Genomic DNA, 16,181 nt, shown 5'->3' with positions numbered 1-16,181 from the left:
CAATGGATATCGTGCGTCGCTGGTATGAAACCGGCAACACCACCCTGCTTGCCGACGATATCGATTGGCAGGTGCTGGAGAGCTTCCCGGCTGGAGGCCGCTACAAAGGACGCTCAGCCGTCGGTGACCGCTTCTTTCCAGCGGTGAAGGGGCATTTTTCGGAATACGTCACCGTGCCGGAAATTTTCCTGACAGAAGGTCCGAACGTCGCGACATTCGGCGTCTATCGCGTGCGTTCGGCAGCCGGCAAAGCCGGCGACATCTCCTTCGCCCATTTCTGGACAGTCCGGGACGGCAGGATCACCGCCTTCCGCCAGGTGGCCGACACGGCGGCATTGCGTACGCTCCTGGCCGCGGAGGACGCCGCATCATGACCGGGAACGCCATGCCCTCCGCGGATGGGCGAGGGGGGCGTTTCGATCTCAACACCATCGTCGCCGCGTTCCCCGAAACCGCCTCGACCATGCTGCGCGATACCTACCTCACGGACTCCCCGCTACGCAGCATCCGGGCGTTTCGCATCTATCGCGACGTACCGCCGCATTACCACACGCAGTGCGACGAGATCCTGCATGTCCTGTCGGGAGAGGGGACGTTCTGGATCGACGATCCCGCCGCGGAAGCCCCATTCGCCCCCGGGCACCTGCTCGTCTTCCCGAAACGCGCGGTTCATGCCGTGCCGCGTATCCTCCGTCCTCCGGTGGTCTTCCTGGCGATCGATACCCCGCGTCGCGCGCCGGACGATGTGGTCTTCATTCACCCCGCAGATGGCACGCCCGCCGGGTTTATCGCGGGGATATGACGCTGTGCGCAGACAGGTACTTGCAATGATACTCCCGCCTTATGGCAGAAAGATCCTGATGCGTGCGATGAGCCTGGTCGTCCTGGCATCAGGTGCGATGATGCATGCCCCGCCCCCTGCGCAAGGCCGGTCCCTGCGGATCGAGGCCGAAAGCCGGATCAAAGGGTGGAACGCCGTGGTGCTGGCTGACGGGCACATCTTCGTCGCGGGTCCCCGCTGGCTCGGGTTCGGAGGACCCGCGGTGGGCGAACTGGATGCGCGAGGGGAGATCCGTCCTTTTCCGGACTCGGCCTGGAACGGGTGGAAGCCGGGACGCGATACGGCGCGACGCTTCGTCAGCATCAACGCCCTGCATCTGGATCCGGAGGGAAAGATCTGGATCGTCGACACAGGCACGCCCGCTTTCGGAGCGCCGCCCGTCAGGGGCGGCGCCAAGCTCGTCCGGATCGATCCTACGACGGGAGAGGTGTTGCGGCGTCTCCCGCTCGGACCTGACATCGCGCCGGCGGGCAGCTATATCGACGACATCCGTTTCAACGGCCGCCATGCCTATCTCAGCGATGCCGGACGTGGCGCGCTCATCGTCCTGGACCTCGGAACAGGGCAGTTCCGCCGTGTGCTGGACGGTGCTCCCGCGACGATGGCACAGGCCGCCAGGCCGATCGTTGTCGACAGGCGGATTCTCCAAAATGGCGCCGGAGCGCCCCTCCTGGTCAATGTGGATCCGCTGGAAGTCAGTCCCGACGGAAAATGGCTCTATTTCGGTCCCCTGGAAGGCCCGTGGTCGAAGCTGCCGACCAGCCTGCTCGACGATCCCGCGACCTCGCCCGAACAGTTTGCGGCCGCCATCCGCCCATGGGCGGATCTGCCCGCCATCGGCGGAAGCGCCATGGACAAGGAGGGAAACCTCTATTTCACGGCCCTGAACGATGACAGCCTCTATCGGCGCGATGCATCCGGGACAATCGTGCGCCTGCTTTCCGATCCCCGCCTGCACTGGGCGGACGCGCCGTTCCTCGCCCAGGATGGCCGCCTGTGGCTTCCGGTCGCCCAGCTCGACCGCGTCGCGCGATTTCACGACGGCCAGTCACATATCCGATTACCCTTCCTCCTGTTCTCCGTCAGCACAGAGGCGCCTCATGCCGCCGATGCAGCCAGGATCAAGACGATCGGACGCGCGGTCACTGTTCCGGAGTCCCCTCCGCGCCCGTAGCCATCCAGGTTGGGATGTCGCGGCGGGCATGCAGCACGCGCCAGACATCGATGTGGCCCGCGCGCGGCAGATAGAACACGATGAAGGGATATCCCTTCACCCGGTGCACCCGGAGTTCGGGCAGGTCCAGTTCATAGGCGTAACGCAGCGATCCGGCATGGGGGTACAGACCGATGAACCCATAGGCATCCTGCAGCGCCTGGACGAAGCCGAACGCCACCTCCTCACCGCCTTCGGCCGCGTAATAATCGACGGCCTGCTCGACGTCACGCTCGGCCTGCTGACGTGGGACGATCGGGCGCGCCGTCATCCCTTCCGCGCGCCGCGCACCCGTTCGCGCAGCCGCTCGAAATATCCGGCATCCGCTGGCACCGTGGCAGGAGACGAAGCCCCCTCGATCAGCAAGGCCCGCAGGCGTTGCCGGTCCTGGTCCTTGCGGATCAGTTCGCGCACATATTCGCTGCTGGTGCCGAACCCACGTCCGGCAACCTGCTCGTCGACGAAGTGCTTGAGCCCCTCGGGCAGCGAGATGTTCATCGTGCTCATAGCGTCACGATAGGCCGCGTTGGCAAAAATTGGCAAGATTTTCTCTACAGGCCGAGGCCACGCTGCCGGCCCAGCTGCCAATCCATCGTCCCGGCCCGCATGATGCCGGAAATCTCCTGCCCGATCCGCTGATCGATCACCGGCTTCCACGGCACCAGCACGAATTCCTGCGCGTTCTCGACCAAAGCGTAGGTGCCGCTTGCCAACCGAACCTTCTCGCGGAGTGTGCCACGCATGGTCTCACCGTCCGCCAGCGCCCGGAACAACGTGCCACGCGCCGCTGCCATCTCGCCGCCGACCCGCTCCAGTTCCCGCCGCTCCAGCGTCGTCAGCAGCCCCTTGCGGTAGCGGATCTTCCCCTCTTTGTCCCGCCAGGCGTCCCCCCGTTCGACCAGCAGCTCCTGCCGCCGCTGTCGCGCCGCGATCACCTCATGCCCGAAGCCGGCATCCACCACGTTCGACGCCTCGCGCGCCACCAGCCCGCGATCCAGCCAGGTCGCGCCATCGGCGGTGACCTGGGCGTCGAGATCGAGGTTGGAGAGGACCCGGACGGAAAGCCGGCGCGCGCGGGCCGTATCGTATGCCGCCGCACGGTCGAGATAATCGCCTGGGATTTGCCACACGCCGTCCTCGATCCGCGCTGCAATGCCGGCGCGGCGCAAGGCTTCCAGGCGGCGCACATGGGAGGCGACATAGGCGTCCGCATCGCCACCCGGAATGCGCGGCATAGCCTGCGCACGGGCGAGATGGACGTCAGCACGATAGACGCCGCCCTGCCCCGCGACCGCCACGATCTCCCGGTCCGCCGACCGGGGGCCGACGACCTCCGGGCCGACCGCGACGATGCTGCCGGTGCGCATGCCCTCCAGCGCGGCCGGATCGATCCCGGTCACATGGTGCGTGCGCCCATCCACGCCGTCGATGACCAGGCCGATCGCCTCGCCCAGTTCGTCGGCCAGATGGCGGTCGATCAGGCGCCCCTCCACCGTCACGCGCGAGGCCGCGTCATGGAAGACGAACAGGCCAGGATCGGAGGCGCGGCCCTGCTCGCGCATCGCCCGGTTCATGGCGCGGATGATGTCGCCGCGCTCGCCGAGTTCCCTCAGCGTTTTCTCTGTCTCCGGCGCAAGCTGCCAGACGCCCGGCTCGGCCTGGTTGGCGAGGCCCATCCGCTCCAGCTTGGTGAGCCGCCGCAGGCGCAGAACATGATCGCCGCCCTGGTCGCCGCGCATGTCGATCGGGCCATCTTCCGCCAACGCGAGCAACTGCCGGTCGATCCGGGTGAAACGGTCCTGCTCGACCATGGCCTCCAGCTTGCGCCGCTGTTCCAGGACCGTCTCGGGGCCGAGTTCCAGCGTCACCAGTTCGCTCGCCCGCTCGCGCACGCCCTGGGTGATATAGTCGCCATTGATCACCAGATCGTCACCCTGTTCGTCGCGGCCGTTGATGACGATATGGACGTGTGGGTGGCCGGTGTTGAAATGGTTCACCGCCAGCCAGTCCAGCTTCGTGCCGAGGTCGGCTTCCATCTGGGTCATCAGATCCCGCGTGAAGGCGGTCAGGTCCTCCATCTGGTCGGCATCCTCTGGCGAGACGATGAAGCGGAACTGATGCCGGTCATTGTGCCCGCGTTCGAGGAAGGCGTCGCCATCGGCGCGATCGACCTCCGGGCCATAGAGTTCCCCCCGCGCGCCCTCGCGTGAGGTGCCGTCGCGTTGGATGTACTTCAAATGGGCACGCGCCCTGCCGTCGCGGCCGGGCGTGCGGATCATGCGCGACTTGACGATGACGCGGCGGCTACCGGGATTCTGATGGGTCCAGCCCGCGATGTGACGCGCCCGCACGAAGGAGGCGCCGCGTCCCTTCCGCACGCCGGATCGACCGCCGCGACGTGGAGCGGCACCGCCGGGACCACCAGTCATATTCGGCTCAGATGCACCATGATTCCGGAGCGGCCGAAAGCTGCCCGACCGCCGCACGGTCGCGCGCATCCGCGACAGGAAACTTCTTGTCTTCCCGCCTCCCTTGCTCCGGATACGGCCCGGCCGAACCTGGAAGCTTGTATCGTCGTCAGAAGACATGACCAACACCGCAATTCACCGCCGTTTGCCGCATAGTGCCGTGCGGAAGCGCGGAATACGGCCAGTTTCCGAAAAACAGGCGCACTCCACGCGAAAAATCGACAGTGCCGCAATGCAAGACCCCAACCCCATGTGCAGACAGACAAAACCGCAGGTTCGGGCCGGACGGAGTGCCGCGCCCTTTAATCTTGCCGTTTTCCCCTGCCCTTCTCCCCTGCCCCGTTCTCATGGTTTCATGCCTCCCGTCCGCGCATCGCCATCCTGCTCCGGCGCACTGCGGGAGACGAAAAAATCGGGACGTTGCAAAGCGTCGCGCGCCGGGAAGAATTCGGCCGGAAAGGGGGGAGCAGATGCGGCATTTCGCGACGTGGAAACCGCGACCGGCACGAGCGATTCCGAGGTTGTTTTCCCGCCGATGAAGAGCGATCCCGCACGCCAGTCCGACACGATTTTCGACGCCAGACCGGAGAGAAATACACTTGGATTTCCGATCAGAGTCTGGACGTGAGCGACATAGGAAATCGTCTCGTCGGGTAACGGACGGCCGGTCGCCAGATGCGCGTCATAACGGGCGGGACCGGCATTGTAGGCAGCGAGGAAACCTGCATCGCCATAACGGTCGTGCAGCCATCGCAGATAGGCTGTCCCGGCCGCGATATTGTCATGCGGATCGAAAGGGTCCGCACCCAGATTGAGATCATGCCGCAGCGCCTTCCAGGTATCGGGCATGAGCTGCATCAGCCCCATCGCGCCGGCACCTGACATCGCACCGTCGTCGCCCCCGCTCTCCGCAGTGATGACGGCATGAATCCATGCGGAGGGGATCGCATTCCGCTCCGCCGCTTGACGCACGAAATCATCGAGATCCTGTGTGCGGGCAACGGCCGGGGAGAGCATGAGCGCGACGGCAATAAGAGGACGGTGTCTCATGTCCGCCGTCCCTGTCCATCACTCTGCTTCGGGCAGAGCGACCGTAATGCGGACGGCGGCGCATCGTTTCCGGGCAACAGGAATTTTCGCTGCCATGCGCGCCATGCTTCAGTGACGGCGCCGCTACCAGGAAACAGATCGTCCAGTGCGTCTTCCGGACGCGCGCCGAGTACCTCGAACAGCCAGTGGCACACGGGCTCGGGCTTGACGCCCGTCAGTCCGCGCCGTCTCGTGATGCTTTCCTGAATCCAGTCGCGCATCACGAGACGGCGGCTGACAACGGGCTTGCGCGCGGGTTTGACGATCACCGGCTCCCACGCATAGGCCACCGGCACGTTGCGCTTGAAGGCGGCAAAGCCCTTCACCCAGGCCATCCAGCGTGCCCCCGTTGTCGCGACCAGCGGTGCCAGCACGGCAAAGGATTCCGGCGTCGCACTGGCATGAAGGACCCAGCCGTCATAGTTCCGCTCCAGACGCTCGATCAGCGAGACATGATCGACCTCGCCGGAATAATTGGGCTGGTCGCGATAGCGATGCGCACAGCCGATATAGGGCGGATCGGCATAGCCGATCCGAAGCGGCCGGAGAGTCATTCCCGGTCTCCCAGACGTTTGGCCGGGCGGTTCCAGACCAGTTGCCATTCGTTCTTGCCACGTCCGGCCTGAAACAGCGTGGCGCGGATCGGCTGCGCAAGAAGCGGATCGTCCAGGGCGACGGAGACATATTCGCCTGCCCGTTCGCCGATCCGTTTCCAGCCCGCTCCGACCTCTGGTCCGGCGTTACTGTCTCCGAGATGGATGCGATAATCCGGCGCGTGTTCGGCGCCGCCGGCCTCCCCCGGAACGAAAGTCAGTTCCGCGTCGAGTGAGAGTGTGCGCAGCCGGCCGGCAAAGCCGCCGGCGACGCGCGTGAAGAAGCCGATCTGGGTCATCTCAACGTCCTTTCGAAGAGGGAGTGAAGGCAGGGGTTGCGGCATCTTCGGGTCCGGGCGGCAGCCAGAGTGGCGTCGCCCTTCCGATGACGGCCGAGACGGGAAGCGGGCCGAAATACCGCCCATCGAGGCTGCGCGGTTCGGCCGGGTTCATGACAAAGACCTGACCGGAATCGAGACGCCGGCAGCCCTGCCAGACGGGAAGCGGACGGCCACGATGATCGACGGGCTTTGCGTCGCCGGCAGGTGTCCCATCGATTATGACGTGCGGGCCGAACCGGCAGACGATCTGCCCGGTAATCGCGGCGACGGGCTTGAGCAGCGGCACGCCGAACGGCAGGTAGCCGCGCCGGGCCATCAGGTTCGCCGGGACGTCCGACAGGCGCAGGGCGACGACGTCTCCGACCTGTGGCGCTGGATCGGGACGCAGCCGATACAGGCCGACCGGAACGCTCGCCGTGGCGTTCCAGATCACGCGCGGCGCGGGATGGAACGCCAGCGAGACGCCGACGCTGAGCACGGCAAAATAGGTGGTGAAAAACCAGCCGCGCCGGGTCATGACGCCTCCCTCCGGCGCAGCCAGGCCGCGTGACGTTCCGGCGTGTACGGGCGTGGCTCCTGGCGAGCGGTCAAACGGTGATGGAGATGCCGCCAGTGATCGGGACAGGCGACGGCGGGGTCGATCCCCAGCGCCTCGACGCCGTCGATCGCCTCCAGCACGCGGCGCACCTTCGGCCAGCCGCTCTGCCGCAGCAGACTCTCGCCGCCGGGCCGCACGAAGGGCACGGTCTGGCAAGGTTCACGCGCCCCTACCACCCGCACGATGTCGATGCAGGACACGACAGTCCCGAAATCGTTCGCAGCCCAGCGGATGAAGGCGAACACGCTGCCCGGCGTGAAGCTCATCTGCCGGCGCCGCCGGTCGAGAATTCGGTCCTCGACGGGTTGGCCGAAGCGGATCCAATGTTCGATGCGCTTCTCGATCCAGGTCAGTTCGACGGTAGTCAGCGAGCCCCCGGCCGGACGGCACGAACCGACGGTCATGGGACACCTACCCGGCGATCCGCGACTGCTTCCCGAGCCATTTTCCGGGCCACCGAGATCGCGCCGCCACGCCGTCCGGAATGACCGAAATCCCCTACAATATAAGTTATTATATAAGTTATAGAAGTTAGGGCGACGATTCCGCCTTTCGAATCAACGCGTTCGGAGCGTTTTTGCACCTGTGGCAACGGTATTTCCGCACCTGCACCAACGGTATTTTCCACATCCGTAGCAACGGTATGATTCACACCATTATCCCCAGGCACTGTGGATCGACCCGTTGGAACAATGCGCAGGCTTCGCGGTTTCCCGCCGGAAACCACGCGAAGATCGTAACCGGGAACGCTCTGGCGGCGCGCGATGGTGCCGATATCGGTCATGAAGTTGCGCAGTGGCGTGAGGCTGCCGGAACGGGCATGAAGCTCCGCCACGTCGAACGTCCACCCGTCCTTCTGCCGGCCGGCATGGCGCCGCGCCAGCCGGTAGAGCCAGCGCTCCAGACCACCGGCCAGCCGGAAGTAGGCGGGATCAAGGGTGAGGACGTGAGAACGGTCGCAAATGCCTTCCATGAACCAGACGGGCAAGGTCAGCGACACCCCGTCCGCCGTGGAGATCCGCAGATCGCTCACCCAGGCGAAGGGCCGTGCCGGCCAGTCCGGCACGCCGCGCAGGCTGGTTGCGACCTGCGTTGCCGCCAGGCGTGCGAGGGCCCCGTGGAGCCGCCGATACTGGTGCGCACCGTCGGCCCAGCCGAGGTCCTGGAACAACCGCCAGGGAGTGAACCGCACATGGCGGGACACCCATTGGCCGTGATTGAGCGCTTCGACGATCTGCCCTGCCAGCCACAGCAGGATGTCGGCGTCCCAGATCGTCGCCATGCCCCCGACCGCCGACGTCCGAATCATGATGTCCATCTGCCGTGAACGGTAATGGACCGGCTCGAACCGGGGACGCCTGGCCAGGGCGAAAAACGGCCGGCCCATGAGATCGCGCTGATCGCGCGGCCGGGCTGGGCCGCTGATCACGAAGCGGCGGTCAGGCTCCTTCCAGCTTTCGGCGCTGTCCATCACCGGCTCTCCCGCTCTTCAGGGGTGAGCGGGCGGGCCGGAAAGACCCGGCTGGACGTTTCTTGCGAGGGCGAGCGGCGCGCGCCCTCGGCGGTCCAGGCCATCATGTCCTCGACGGCGTAGATTACTCGCCCGCCGACCTTCCGATAGGTCGGGCCGGTGCCATAGGTGCGGTGCTTCTCCAGCGTGCGGACCGAGATTCCGAGGAACCGGGCCGCTTCGCGGACACGCATCAGACGTGGCGTCTCCGTCATGACAAAATCTCCCTCGCTCCACGCGCCGGATCGGGGAATTGGCGCGATTGGAGGGAGGCTGCTGAACAATCGGCGGCCTGGGGATGGTCGTTTTCGTACCCCCACGAAAACGACCATGGAACAGAACGGCAACCGATCCTATTTGGCCACCAAATGCCGCCCTTTCCCGCCCCGGATACGAAAACCCGTTCCATGGACGGAATTTTTCTGCTTCGTTCATGGTCGAGACATGCCGGAGGCTCGATGATGGCCAGTGCAGGATCTATGCGGCCCCAAGGCGGGACTGGACACTCAAGGCCTACGCGTAGAAAGGGGATAGCCCATGAGGTCGCGGTAGCCGCCGTCGGTCATGCGCCGAGCCAGACGGTCAAGGCGGCGGACCTGGCTGCGCACCGACAGATCCGACCAATCGGCATGATGCCTTGGCGGAAGATCGAGCAGCGATTCGGCGATCTGCCGCTCGCTGGCGCCGGCCGCGCGGGCGTCCGCCACCCGCAATGCCAGGATATATCGGTTCAACACATGAGGCGGCATCCGGCGCCATGGCCCCGGATCGGAAAGGCCGCCAAGGACGCGCCAGAAACGGATAGCCTCGTGCGCCCGCAGCGGCGTGAAGCCGTCATACGCCTGGTCGAAGGCGAAGAACTTCTGGCCGGGCAGATCTTTCTCCATCCAGAGCTGCCAGGTGACACCCCCGCAGACGCAGGAGACATAGACGCCGTCTGTCGTTTCGACGACTCGCACATCCGGCAATGTACGAATGTCAAAGACGTAAGGTGCGAGAGACTGGCCCGAAATGAGCGGCCTGACGACCAGAACGGTCGGCAAGACCAGACGCGACCAGAGCGCGGTCAAAGCACCGAACGGCTTGTCAGGATCGGCGGCGAAATCGTGGCCCCCAATGGCGGGAAAAGACCGCCTGCTGGGAATCCCCAGGCGCCAGGTCGGACCATGTGCGCTGCGCCTCGCGATAACGCCTGCTTCGGCGAAGATACTCCCAGCCCAGTTCGGCCAGCGTCGCGTCGCGCAGCCGCTCGTAATGCTTCTGGTCCCGCCAGTTTCCTCCGGGCATGACGCCCTCCCTCGTTTGCATGGGAGCGGGAGGCACGGCCTGCCCGGACGACCAGTATCCGGGCTGAACGAAAGAAATGGGAAGTCCATTTTTGAAGATCATGTGATCTCCGTAGAAGATCGAAAGGCGGCGCGGAGCGGATCCGTCGCCACCGTGGAGGAGATCCCCCTTCAGGCCGGGGGGCTCGCGCGCGCCTCGACCTCGCTGTTCCTGACCACGAATTCGGCCTCCACCCGCCGGAGTTCACGCTCGATCTGCGCGCGCTCGCGGCGGCTGATTCCGTAGCTGGTGAGTTCGGCCCGCAGCATCTGGATCTGATCGTGCAAATTGGTCATGGTCCTGCTCCTGTCGTTTGAATGAAAACAGGACCGCCCGCTCATGCGCGCGTGGACCGGGTCAAGGATCGCGGCAGGCGACCGCGCCAGCGGCGCGCGGGGGTGCCGATTTTGTTCGAGACGGCCGCCAGGCCGGCTCGGGCAAAATTGGGGGGACCGCGCGTCCTTGAGGCGGTTCACGCGCGCATGGTACAATGGGAAGACTGAGTGACAGCCCCTCTTCCTCTCTCGCGGGGTGGGCCGGGTCGCCCCAGAGCATCGTTGCCGTGCCCATGGCCCACGGCGCCGAAGCCCCGCCCGGCGGACCGGACGGGGTGTCGGGGCGGTGAGCTAATCCCCGTTGCGCCCGCGGGGGCGGTTCCAGACCAGGATGTGGCCGTCGCCCTGCTCGTCGGCGAAGAGGTTGGCGAAGATGGGCGCCGAGAAGGATGGATCGTCCAGCTTCAGGCTGAGATAGTCGCGGCCTTCGGTGGAGCGTCGCGCCCAGGCCGCCCCCAGTTCCACCCGCCCGACGATGACGCGGAAGGCCGGGGCGTTGTCGTTGGTCCGGCCGATTTCGGGCACCAGCCGGACGTCGCGGATCTGGAGCGCCAGGGTGACGATCTCGCCTTCGTATCCGCCGTTCACCTTCTTGAAGGAACCGATGTTAGCCATTGTCGTATCTCCTTGCTGCATCGGGCCGCGACCACCGTGGCCTCGATGGCGATCGTCCAGCCGGCGGCGATCGGCGGCGCATCCCGCAGGGGCCGGAGCGCAGCGGAGGATGGCGGACCGGGGCCTTTTTTGCTGCGCGAGGAATGCCGACGCAGTCGGCAGGGGAAAAAAGTTCCGGTACGCCGTTGCGCCATGGCCGATCGAGGCGGAGCCGTCTGCCGACTAGATCAGCCATTCGAAGAGGCCAGGGTGTGCGGCACCGCCAGCACCGAGGAGAGACTTGGCTGCCCGTCCGTTCCGAAAAGAGACGCAGGCTGCGAGAGGTTGGGCGGCACCCTCGAGTTACGGAATCGCTCGCTGGCTCTGTCTGCACGTATCGGCCCGACGGACGTAACCGCCCGGCTGACGCTGCACCGCCAAGACGGATGAAGCGGGCTGCCTGACTGGAACGCTCGCGCACGGCCGTCCGCCTTCTCCGTCATGCTGGCTTTCCCTCCGCACCACGGACGCTTTTGTTGCAGCCGTAGCCGGCAACATTGGCGAAGGATGCCCTCTGACCTGCAACCATCTCCCCGGTGCGACGACGGTGAGAGCATCCCGACCAGAGGCCCCGTCCGGTCCGCCGGGCGGGGCTTCGGCGCGATTCTTGCGGAAATTATGGACGCGCCATGCCCGCTGGCGATTCACTGCGTCAGGGATCGTTACCCGAAGGGCGGAGACGGGCAGGCCGAAAGCACTGCGCCGTGGCCTGCCTGGCTCCGGTGAGTTGGTTGCGAGGCTCGCGCGAAGCACCAGGCTTGCGACCTTACGAACTAGAGCCCGGTCCCGGCCCCTTGGGGCTGGGCGACGCCACAAACTAGTCACACGACCGAGTCAGTATACGCCTCTTGCTCTATGAGAAATGACCATACGGATGGGTTCCATGCTTCAATCCCTGCTGCACATACTTTCCAAAATAACGCGGCAAACATCGGTTAAGGAAAGCCCTGCTGCTGAGCCGTTGCCCATCATTATTGGGGAGATTGTTAGGAACACTATGCCTGACCGAAGATCAGAACGAGAAAAGCGGATCGGCAATTTTTTATTGGTCTTCGTTTTTTTCGGCTTATACGCGCCAATATTATTTTCGTTTTTATTGCTATGGCCATGGTTCCGAAAAGAAAGTGAAGAATATCTCATCATTCCATGGACAATTTTCGGAGTGACGATTGTCTCTTTGCTATTTGGCCTCGTCTGCGCTTTTGTATCCTTGAGGACGATTGTCGGGATCTTTCGAGACGTTCACAAATGGCCGTTGCTCTATGCAGAAGAAGAATTCAAGGCCGATCGCATATATATCGAACGTCTTAGGCGGAGCACGCTAGCCGATTTGCAAACCGCGCGGCGAACTTATGGGCGGAAATTCGACGGTCTGGCTGGGCGAGCCACCCTGCTCGGAGGCGATACCGCCAAAGTAGGGCTATTACCGCTTGCAATCGGGCCGGTATTCAGCGCATGGCAACTGACTATGAAGCCGCAGACGCTTGATAAATGGCCCTCCTATTTCTGGATGGCTATTATAGTCGCCGTAAGCTTCTATTTCCTGTCTTTTATTGTCGCCGGCTCTGCGGAGAAAAGAGTTCGAGTGCTCGATCTGCTCGACCAAACCATAGAGGAGCGCAAGACAGGTGAGGAGCCATGACACGCTACGCCTCCGACATCGGAAACGCGAGAAAGGGTGGAGCTCACGCGCCACCTCCGAATCGCAGGACCGGAATGCCGAGCTTATGCGCCTTGTCGGCCAGATTTTCCTGAATGCCGGTGCCGGGGAATACGATGACGCCGACCGGCATGACGTCGAGCATGGCGTCGTTGCGCCGAAAGGGCGCGGCCTTGCGGTGTTTCGTCCAGTCCGGCCTGAAGGCGATCTGCACGATCGCGCGGTGATCGGCCCAACGTGATGCGATAAACTCGGCCCCCTTCGGCGAGCCACCGTGAAGCAGGACCATGTCAGGATGCTTGGCGCGGACTTTGTCGAGCCGGTCCCAAATCAGAATGTGGTCGTCGAAATCAAGACCGCCGGTGACGACCACCTTCGGGCCGGGCGGGACCAGCAATTCGCCCTCGGCTCGGCGGCGGGCGTTGAGGAAGTCGCGGCTGTCAATCATGGACGCCGTCATGGTGCGCCGGGAGACCAGCGATCCCGTCTTCGGCCGCCACGCGCTCAGGGTCAGGCGCTCGAACTGCTCCTGTGCCTCGTCGCGGAAGATTTCGTAGGCGTTCCGTCGCTCGATCAGGGTCAGGCCTTCCGCGATCAGCCGCTCCAGTTCCACCGAACGGATCTCGCTGCCGTCCTGCTCCTGCTGCCCGCGCTTCTGTGCCAGCTCATTGCGGTCAAGCGCGCGTTCGACCTGCCCGACCATGCGGTGAAAAATGTTGGTCGCGGACCAGAGAAGCTCTTCCAGGTCGGGTTCCAGCCGCGTGCCCGTCAGGGTGGCAGCTATGGCGTCGAAGATATCGGCTACCGCACCGCCGATGCGCTCAGCTTCGGGGAGCGGCCTCGGGTCCGCCTCATCCTCGAATGGACGGAAACCATACATCTGGAGTTCGGTCAGCACATGGGCGGTCGGGGAAGCAGCATGCTCGGGCTCGAAATCGTCAATGCGGGTCATCGATCTGTCCTCCTGGATCGAGCCGCGCCGATCGCGGCCTTTCCGGGGGCGGACAGCGGCAGGCGAGGGCTGGTCCGGAACCGCGCGCGTGCGCGGCCGAAGCGCAGCGAAGGATGGCAGGGGGCCGGCTATTTTGCCTCGCGATGCAAAGCGCGCTCTGCGCGCGGCGGAAAATAGCCGGCTTCCGCCATTGCAGGCCCAGCCCGGCTGACGCCCGCTCCCCTCCTGAAAGGCCGTGGGCGCGACCCGCCGGGAATGGGACAGACCGGCGCCCTGGCGCGACCGAGCCATCCCGCCCTTCCCGGCCCGATTCAGACGCCGGCGCTCTCCAGAAAGCGTGCGACGTCCGACGGGGCGAGTTGGGAGTGAAGGATCGCCCGCAGCGCGCCGCAGCCCAGATACCGGAGATCGTCGTTGAAATCGCCGAACCGGGACGACAGCACGATCAGTTCGAGCCCGGCTTCCTGCGCCCGTGTGTCCAGCGTCGCCACAGCATGATCGCCCGCCGGATCGGTATCGCGCAGCACGTAGAGGCGGCGCAACAGCGGCGGGAACGCCATGGCGGCGAGATGCGCCGAGGACAGACAGGCGGCCAGCGGCAGATCGGGCAGCACCTGCCGGATCGACAGGACGGTCTCGATCCCTTCGCCGGTGCCAAGCACGTCGGACGCGACCCCGAAACGAACGGCATGACCGAGTAGATCGCCCATCGCACGGCGCGGGACATCCACCGGCGCCTTGCCGCGTCCGTCCGCCGCCAGCCAGGTGCGATGTGCGCCAGTCAGATTGCCGTCGAGGTCGGTGACGGCGGCGATCAGCGCCGGCCAGGTTTCGGTCGGGCTGCCATCCTCCGGACGATAGTAGCAGGATGGATGGAAGCGAAGGGCGGAGAGGCCGGCGAGATGCGTCAGATCACGCCGATGCAGATAGATCTCCGCCGGCGTGCCCGCGATCGGCCCGGACATGCCCCATAGCCGACGCGCGGCATGAACCGATCTGGCAGGCGCCAGGCGGCGCGCTCGCTCCGCCCCGACCTCTTGCGCAAAAGGCTGGGGATCAGAGCGCGGTAGGGCGAGGAAGGCACGGGCCTCATCGGCAACGTCCTTGAAATCGACCAGCCCAAGATTCTCGCGGATGATGTCGAGCAGGTCGCCGAATTCGCCCGTCGCGGCGTCCGTCCAGCGACCGGCTGCCCCTCGTCCATCCGAGGAACCTTGCAGGCGGACATAGAGCGAGCGGCCCGGTGTATTGCGCACGTCACCGACCAGCCAGTAATTGCCGGACCGGCGGCCGGCGGAGAGATAATGGCGGCAGACCGCTTCTGCGTTCTCCGCCAGACGGCGGGCCAATTCGCCCGCGTCCAGTCGTTCTGTCATCCGATCTTCTCCATCAGCTTGCGGGCCTTGCCTTCCAGATCGAGCCGCGTGTCCTGATTGGCCTTCGTCCGGGCGAATGCGGTGATGCCCTGGACAAAATCGAAGATGCTCGTGGGTTTTCGGCCCTCTTCATTCAGCACGGTCTCGATGATCTTCGCCGTCTCGGGCTTCGAGAAGCCCCTGCGCCGCAGGAACGCCTCCCGGTCCTCGTCGTCCCTCGCGACAAGGGCCTGCCGGGCGGACTGGATACCCGCCACGAAAGAAGCAGGGCTGGCCGTAGCGAAATTCCGCAACGCGGGCGCCGCTTGCTGCACGAAACGCGATGCCGCGAACTTACTATGCCTGATCGTGATCTGTTCGAAATTCTCCTGTCCCCATATGAGACGATTCTGGCATACCCCGCGCAAGTAAAAAGACGCGATGCCGAGACTTTTGCTGCCGACTTCGCTGTTCCAGGCATAGAATCCCCTGAAATACAGGTCGGGTTCGCCGTTTGGCAGTCGCCCTGCCTCGATCGGCCGCGTATCGTCCACAAGAAACAGGAAAACATCTCTGTCCGAGGCGTAGAGTGTCGTCGTCTCCTTGGTGATATCAACATAGGGATTGTGGGTCCGGGTCTGCCAGTCAATGGCGCCCGGAACCTTCCAGTTGGTGTCGCCTGTTCCATCGCCGGCGATCCTGCGCACGGCACCGACCAGCTCGTGGTCCCAGATCCGTCCGTAATCCGGTCCGGTCACGGCCCGCAATTCCACACGACCGTCCTCGGTTTCGAGCGTCTTGACCAGTTCGGTCCGGTGCGACAGCAACCCGTGCTGGAGATTGATTGCCGCGAGCGGGGCCGGCAGGTTGCGCAGATAGGACGACGGCGCACCGACCAGACCGCAAAGCTGGCCGAACGACCAGTGCGTGGGTGCTGCCGGTTCCGTCCGACCGGGGATGGCGAGGGTCAGGCGTTCGGCGCTGTTGCGCGACGCCTCGACATGGATCGCCCGGCTTTCGACCGTCCGGGCCTGGGCGCGCTCGGCACGGGCCAGCGTCGCCGCGTGCAGGTCTGCGAGTGAGAGATAGCGTTCGTCGTCAGGACGGGCGAACCACTCCGAGGCCACGCGGGAATCCACCCGGCCGCGCGACGGATCGACCCGGAACCCGGCTGTGGAACTGGAGGCAGGAGGAATGGTATTCATCGGAACTCTCCTTTTCCGCCGAACATTCGGCATCCAAGGCG

At 64.8% G+C, this 16,181-nt stretch carries 21 protein-coding genes; 4 read left to right on the top strand and 17 right to left on the bottom strand.

Translation table 11 applies throughout. From position 1 onward, the window contains the following. The first annotated feature begins 2 nt into the window (after window positions 1–2). Genes HLH36_RS15150 through HLH36_RS15140 form a run of 3 tightly spaced genes read left to right on the top strand, consistent with a single transcriptional unit; the run spans window position 3 to window position 2,015 of the window. Window positions 3–374: a nuclear transport factor 2 family protein gene (locus HLH36_RS15150; protein WP_182987176.1), complete on the top strand. Its 372-nt coding sequence runs from the start codon at window positions 3–5 to the stop codon at window positions 372–374. Then, window positions 371–802 (top strand): cupin domain-containing protein, encoded by a 432-nt coding sequence (locus HLH36_RS15145; RefSeq protein ID WP_246376915.1) that lies wholly within the window; start codon window positions 371–373, stop codon window positions 800–802. Before HLH36_RS15150 ends, HLH36_RS15145 begins: the two co-directional genes overlap by 4 nt. Window positions 803–860: 58 nt before the next feature. Beyond that, the gene (locus tag HLH36_RS15140) at window positions 861–2,015 is read left to right on the top strand and encodes a major royal jelly family protein (protein WP_246376914.1); all 1,155 of its coding nucleotides are present in this window, start codon (window positions 861–863) and stop codon (window positions 2,013–2,015) included. On the opposite strand, the gene HLH36_RS15135 is transcribed toward HLH36_RS15140, so the two are convergent. The 14 genes from HLH36_RS15135 to HLH36_RS15070 all read right to left on the bottom strand — a co-directional run bounded on the left by HLH36_RS15135 (window position 1,984) and on the right by HLH36_RS15070 (window position 10,929). Then, on the bottom strand, window positions 1,984–2,325 hold the full coding sequence (locus tag HLH36_RS15135; protein ID WP_182987174.1) for a type II toxin-antitoxin system RelE/ParE family toxin: 342 nt from the start codon (window positions 2,323–2,325) through the stop codon (window positions 1,984–1,986). The genes HLH36_RS15140 and HLH36_RS15135 overlap by 32 nt on opposite strands. After that, window positions 2,322–2,597 (bottom strand): ribbon-helix-helix domain-containing protein, encoded by a 276-nt coding sequence (locus tag HLH36_RS15130; RefSeq protein WP_246376913.1) that lies wholly within the window; start codon window positions 2,595–2,597, stop codon window positions 2,322–2,324. The genes HLH36_RS15135 and HLH36_RS15130 overlap by 4 nt, the downstream gene beginning before the upstream one ends. A gap of 8 nt (window positions 2,598–2,605) precedes the next feature. After that, on the bottom strand, window positions 2,606–4,432 hold the full coding sequence (locus HLH36_RS15125; protein WP_338030469.1) for a DUF3363 domain-containing protein: 1,827 nt from the start codon (window positions 4,430–4,432) through the stop codon (window positions 2,606–2,608). 435 nt (window positions 4,433–4,867) lie between these two features. Next, the gene (locus HLH36_RS15120; RefSeq protein ID WP_182987172.1) at window positions 4,868–5,572 is read right to left on the bottom strand and encodes a lytic transglycosylase domain-containing protein; all 705 of its coding nucleotides are present in this window, start codon (window positions 5,570–5,572) and stop codon (window positions 4,868–4,870) included. Next, window positions 5,569–6,165: a hypothetical protein gene (locus HLH36_RS15115; protein ID WP_246376911.1), complete on the bottom strand. Its 597-nt coding sequence runs from the start codon at window positions 6,163–6,165 to the stop codon at window positions 5,569–5,571. The genes HLH36_RS15120 and HLH36_RS15115 overlap by 4 nt, the downstream gene beginning before the upstream one ends. Further along, the gene (locus tag HLH36_RS15110) at window positions 6,162–6,503 is read right to left on the bottom strand and encodes a DUF736 domain-containing protein (protein ID WP_182987171.1); all 342 of its coding nucleotides are present in this window, start codon (window positions 6,501–6,503) and stop codon (window positions 6,162–6,164) included. The genes HLH36_RS15115 and HLH36_RS15110 overlap by 4 nt, the downstream gene beginning before the upstream one ends. A gap of 1 nt (window position 6,504) precedes the next feature. Continuing rightward, on the bottom strand, window positions 6,505–7,062 hold the full coding sequence (locus tag HLH36_RS15105; protein ID WP_182987170.1) for a S26 family signal peptidase: 558 nt from the start codon (window positions 7,060–7,062) through the stop codon (window positions 6,505–6,507). Further along, the gene (locus HLH36_RS15100; protein ID WP_182987169.1) at window positions 7,059–7,547 is read right to left on the bottom strand and encodes a DUF2840 domain-containing protein; all 489 of its coding nucleotides are present in this window, start codon (window positions 7,545–7,547) and stop codon (window positions 7,059–7,061) included. Before HLH36_RS15100 ends, HLH36_RS15105 begins: the two co-directional genes overlap by 4 nt. Next, window positions 7,544–8,614: a replication initiator protein A gene (locus HLH36_RS15095; protein ID WP_182987168.1), complete on the bottom strand. Its 1,071-nt coding sequence runs from the start codon at window positions 8,612–8,614 to the stop codon at window positions 7,544–7,546. The genes HLH36_RS15100 and HLH36_RS15095 overlap by 4 nt, the downstream gene beginning before the upstream one ends. Then, window positions 8,614–8,868: a helix-turn-helix transcriptional regulator gene (locus HLH36_RS15090; protein WP_182987167.1), complete on the bottom strand. Its 255-nt coding sequence runs from the start codon at window positions 8,866–8,868 to the stop codon at window positions 8,614–8,616. The genes HLH36_RS15095 and HLH36_RS15090 overlap by 1 nt, the downstream gene beginning before the upstream one ends. Before the next feature lie 291 nt (window positions 8,869–9,159). After that, the gene (locus tag HLH36_RS15085; protein ID WP_182987166.1) at window positions 9,160–9,696 is read right to left on the bottom strand and encodes a DUF2285 domain-containing protein; all 537 of its coding nucleotides are present in this window, start codon (window positions 9,694–9,696) and stop codon (window positions 9,160–9,162) included. A gap of 43 nt (window positions 9,697–9,739) precedes the next feature. Next, a complete protein-coding gene (locus tag HLH36_RS15080; protein ID WP_182987165.1) occupies window positions 9,740–9,940 on the bottom strand; it encodes a transcriptional regulator domain-containing protein in 201 nt (66 codons plus the stop codon). A gap of 170 nt (window positions 9,941–10,110) precedes the next feature. Continuing rightward, entirely contained in the window at window positions 10,111–10,275 is a 165-nt protein-coding gene (locus HLH36_RS15075) for a hypothetical protein (RefSeq protein ID WP_182987164.1), read from the bottom strand. A gap of 330 nt (window positions 10,276–10,605) precedes the next feature. Beyond that, entirely contained in the window at window positions 10,606–10,929 is a 324-nt protein-coding gene (locus HLH36_RS15070) for a DUF736 domain-containing protein (RefSeq protein ID WP_182987163.1), read from the bottom strand. A gap of 922 nt (window positions 10,930–11,851) precedes the next feature. On the opposite strand from HLH36_RS15070, the gene HLH36_RS15065 reads away from it, so the two are divergent. Further along, complete coding sequence (locus tag HLH36_RS15065; protein ID WP_182987162.1) at window positions 11,852–12,610, top strand: hypothetical protein; 759 nt, start codon at window positions 11,852–11,854, stop codon at window positions 12,608–12,610. A gap of 43 nt (window positions 12,611–12,653) precedes the next feature. Here the strand turns inward: HLH36_RS15065 and HLH36_RS15060 are convergent, their stop codons facing one another. From HLH36_RS15060 to HLH36_RS15050, 3 genes are all read right to left on the bottom strand, one after another. Next, entirely contained in the window at window positions 12,654–13,580 is a 927-nt protein-coding gene (locus tag HLH36_RS15060; protein WP_182987161.1) for a DUF2493 domain-containing protein, read from the bottom strand. A 311-nt stretch (window positions 13,581–13,891) separates the two neighbouring features. Beyond that, on the bottom strand, window positions 13,892–14,956 hold the full coding sequence (locus HLH36_RS15055; RefSeq protein WP_182987160.1) for a DUF7146 domain-containing protein: 1,065 nt from the start codon (window positions 14,954–14,956) through the stop codon (window positions 13,892–13,894). Further along, complete coding sequence (locus tag HLH36_RS15050; RefSeq protein WP_182987159.1) at window positions 14,953–16,140, bottom strand: DUF932 domain-containing protein; 1,188 nt, start codon at window positions 16,138–16,140, stop codon at window positions 14,953–14,955. The genes HLH36_RS15055 and HLH36_RS15050 overlap by 4 nt, the downstream gene beginning before the upstream one ends. Between the last annotated feature and the right edge of the window lie 41 nt (window positions 16,141–16,181).

The sequence above is a fragment of the Gluconacetobacter aggeris genome, assembly GCF_014174395.1.
Lineage (GTDB): Bacteria > Pseudomonadota > Alphaproteobacteria > Acetobacterales > Acetobacteraceae > Gluconacetobacter > Gluconacetobacter aggeris.
The sequence above is the reverse complement of the archived record's forward strand: the minus strand, read 5'-3'. Positions and strand labels throughout refer to the sequence as shown.

Coding starts and splice junctions, on each gene's coding strand:
- HLH36_RS15150 (WP_182987176.1), top strand. CDS start 3: ATGGATATCGTGCGTCGCTGGTATGAAACCGGCAACACCACCCTGCTT.
- HLH36_RS15145 (WP_246376915.1), top strand. CDS start 371: ATGACCGGGAACGCCATGCCCTCCGCGGATGGGCGAGGGGGGCGTTTC.
- HLH36_RS15140 (WP_246376914.1), top strand. CDS start 861: ATGCGTGCGATGAGCCTGGTCGTCCTGGCATCAGGTGCGATGATGCAT.
- HLH36_RS15135 (WP_182987174.1), bottom strand. CDS start 2,325: ATGACGGCGCGCCCGATCGTCCCACGTCAGCAGGCCGAGCGTGACGTC.
- HLH36_RS15120 (WP_182987172.1), bottom strand. CDS start 5,572: ATGAGACACCGTCCTCTTATTGCCGTCGCGCTCATGCTCTCCCCGGCC.
- HLH36_RS15115 (WP_246376911.1), bottom strand. CDS start 6,165: ATGACTCTCCGGCCGCTTCGGATCGGCTATGCCGATCCGCCCTATATC.
- HLH36_RS15110 (WP_182987171.1), bottom strand. CDS start 6,503: ATGACCCAGATCGGCTTCTTCACGCGCGTCGCCGGCGGCTTTGCCGGC.
- HLH36_RS15105 (WP_182987170.1), bottom strand. CDS start 7,062: ATGACCCGGCGCGGCTGGTTTTTCACCACCTATTTTGCCGTGCTCAGC.
- HLH36_RS15100 (WP_182987169.1), bottom strand. CDS start 7,547: ATGACCGTCGGTTCGTGCCGTCCGGCCGGGGGCTCGCTGACTACCGTC.
- HLH36_RS15095 (WP_182987168.1), bottom strand. CDS start 8,614: ATGGACAGCGCCGAAAGCTGGAAGGAGCCTGACCGCCGCTTCGTGATC.
- HLH36_RS15090 (WP_182987167.1), bottom strand. CDS start 8,868: ATGACGGAGACGCCACGTCTGATGCGTGTCCGCGAAGCGGCCCGGTTC.
- HLH36_RS15080 (WP_182987165.1), bottom strand. CDS start 9,940: ATGCCCGGAGGAAACTGGCGGGACCAGAAGCATTACGAGCGGCTGCGC.
- HLH36_RS15075 (WP_182987164.1), bottom strand. CDS start 10,275: ATGACCAATTTGCACGATCAGATCCAGATGCTGCGGGCCGAACTCACC.
- HLH36_RS15070 (WP_182987163.1), bottom strand. CDS start 10,929: ATGGCTAACATCGGTTCCTTCAAGAAGGTGAACGGCGGATACGAAGGC.
- HLH36_RS15065 (WP_182987162.1), top strand. CDS start 11,852: ATGCTTCAATCCCTGCTGCACATACTTTCCAAAATAACGCGGCAAACA.
- HLH36_RS15060 (WP_182987161.1), bottom strand. CDS start 13,580: ATGACCCGCATTGACGATTTCGAGCCCGAGCATGCTGCTTCCCCGACC.
- HLH36_RS15055 (WP_182987160.1), bottom strand. CDS start 14,956: ATGACAGAACGACTGGACGCGGGCGAATTGGCCCGCCGTCTGGCGGAG.
- HLH36_RS15050 (WP_182987159.1), bottom strand. CDS start 16,140: ATGAATACCATTCCTCCTGCCTCCAGTTCCACAGCCGGGTTCCGGGTC.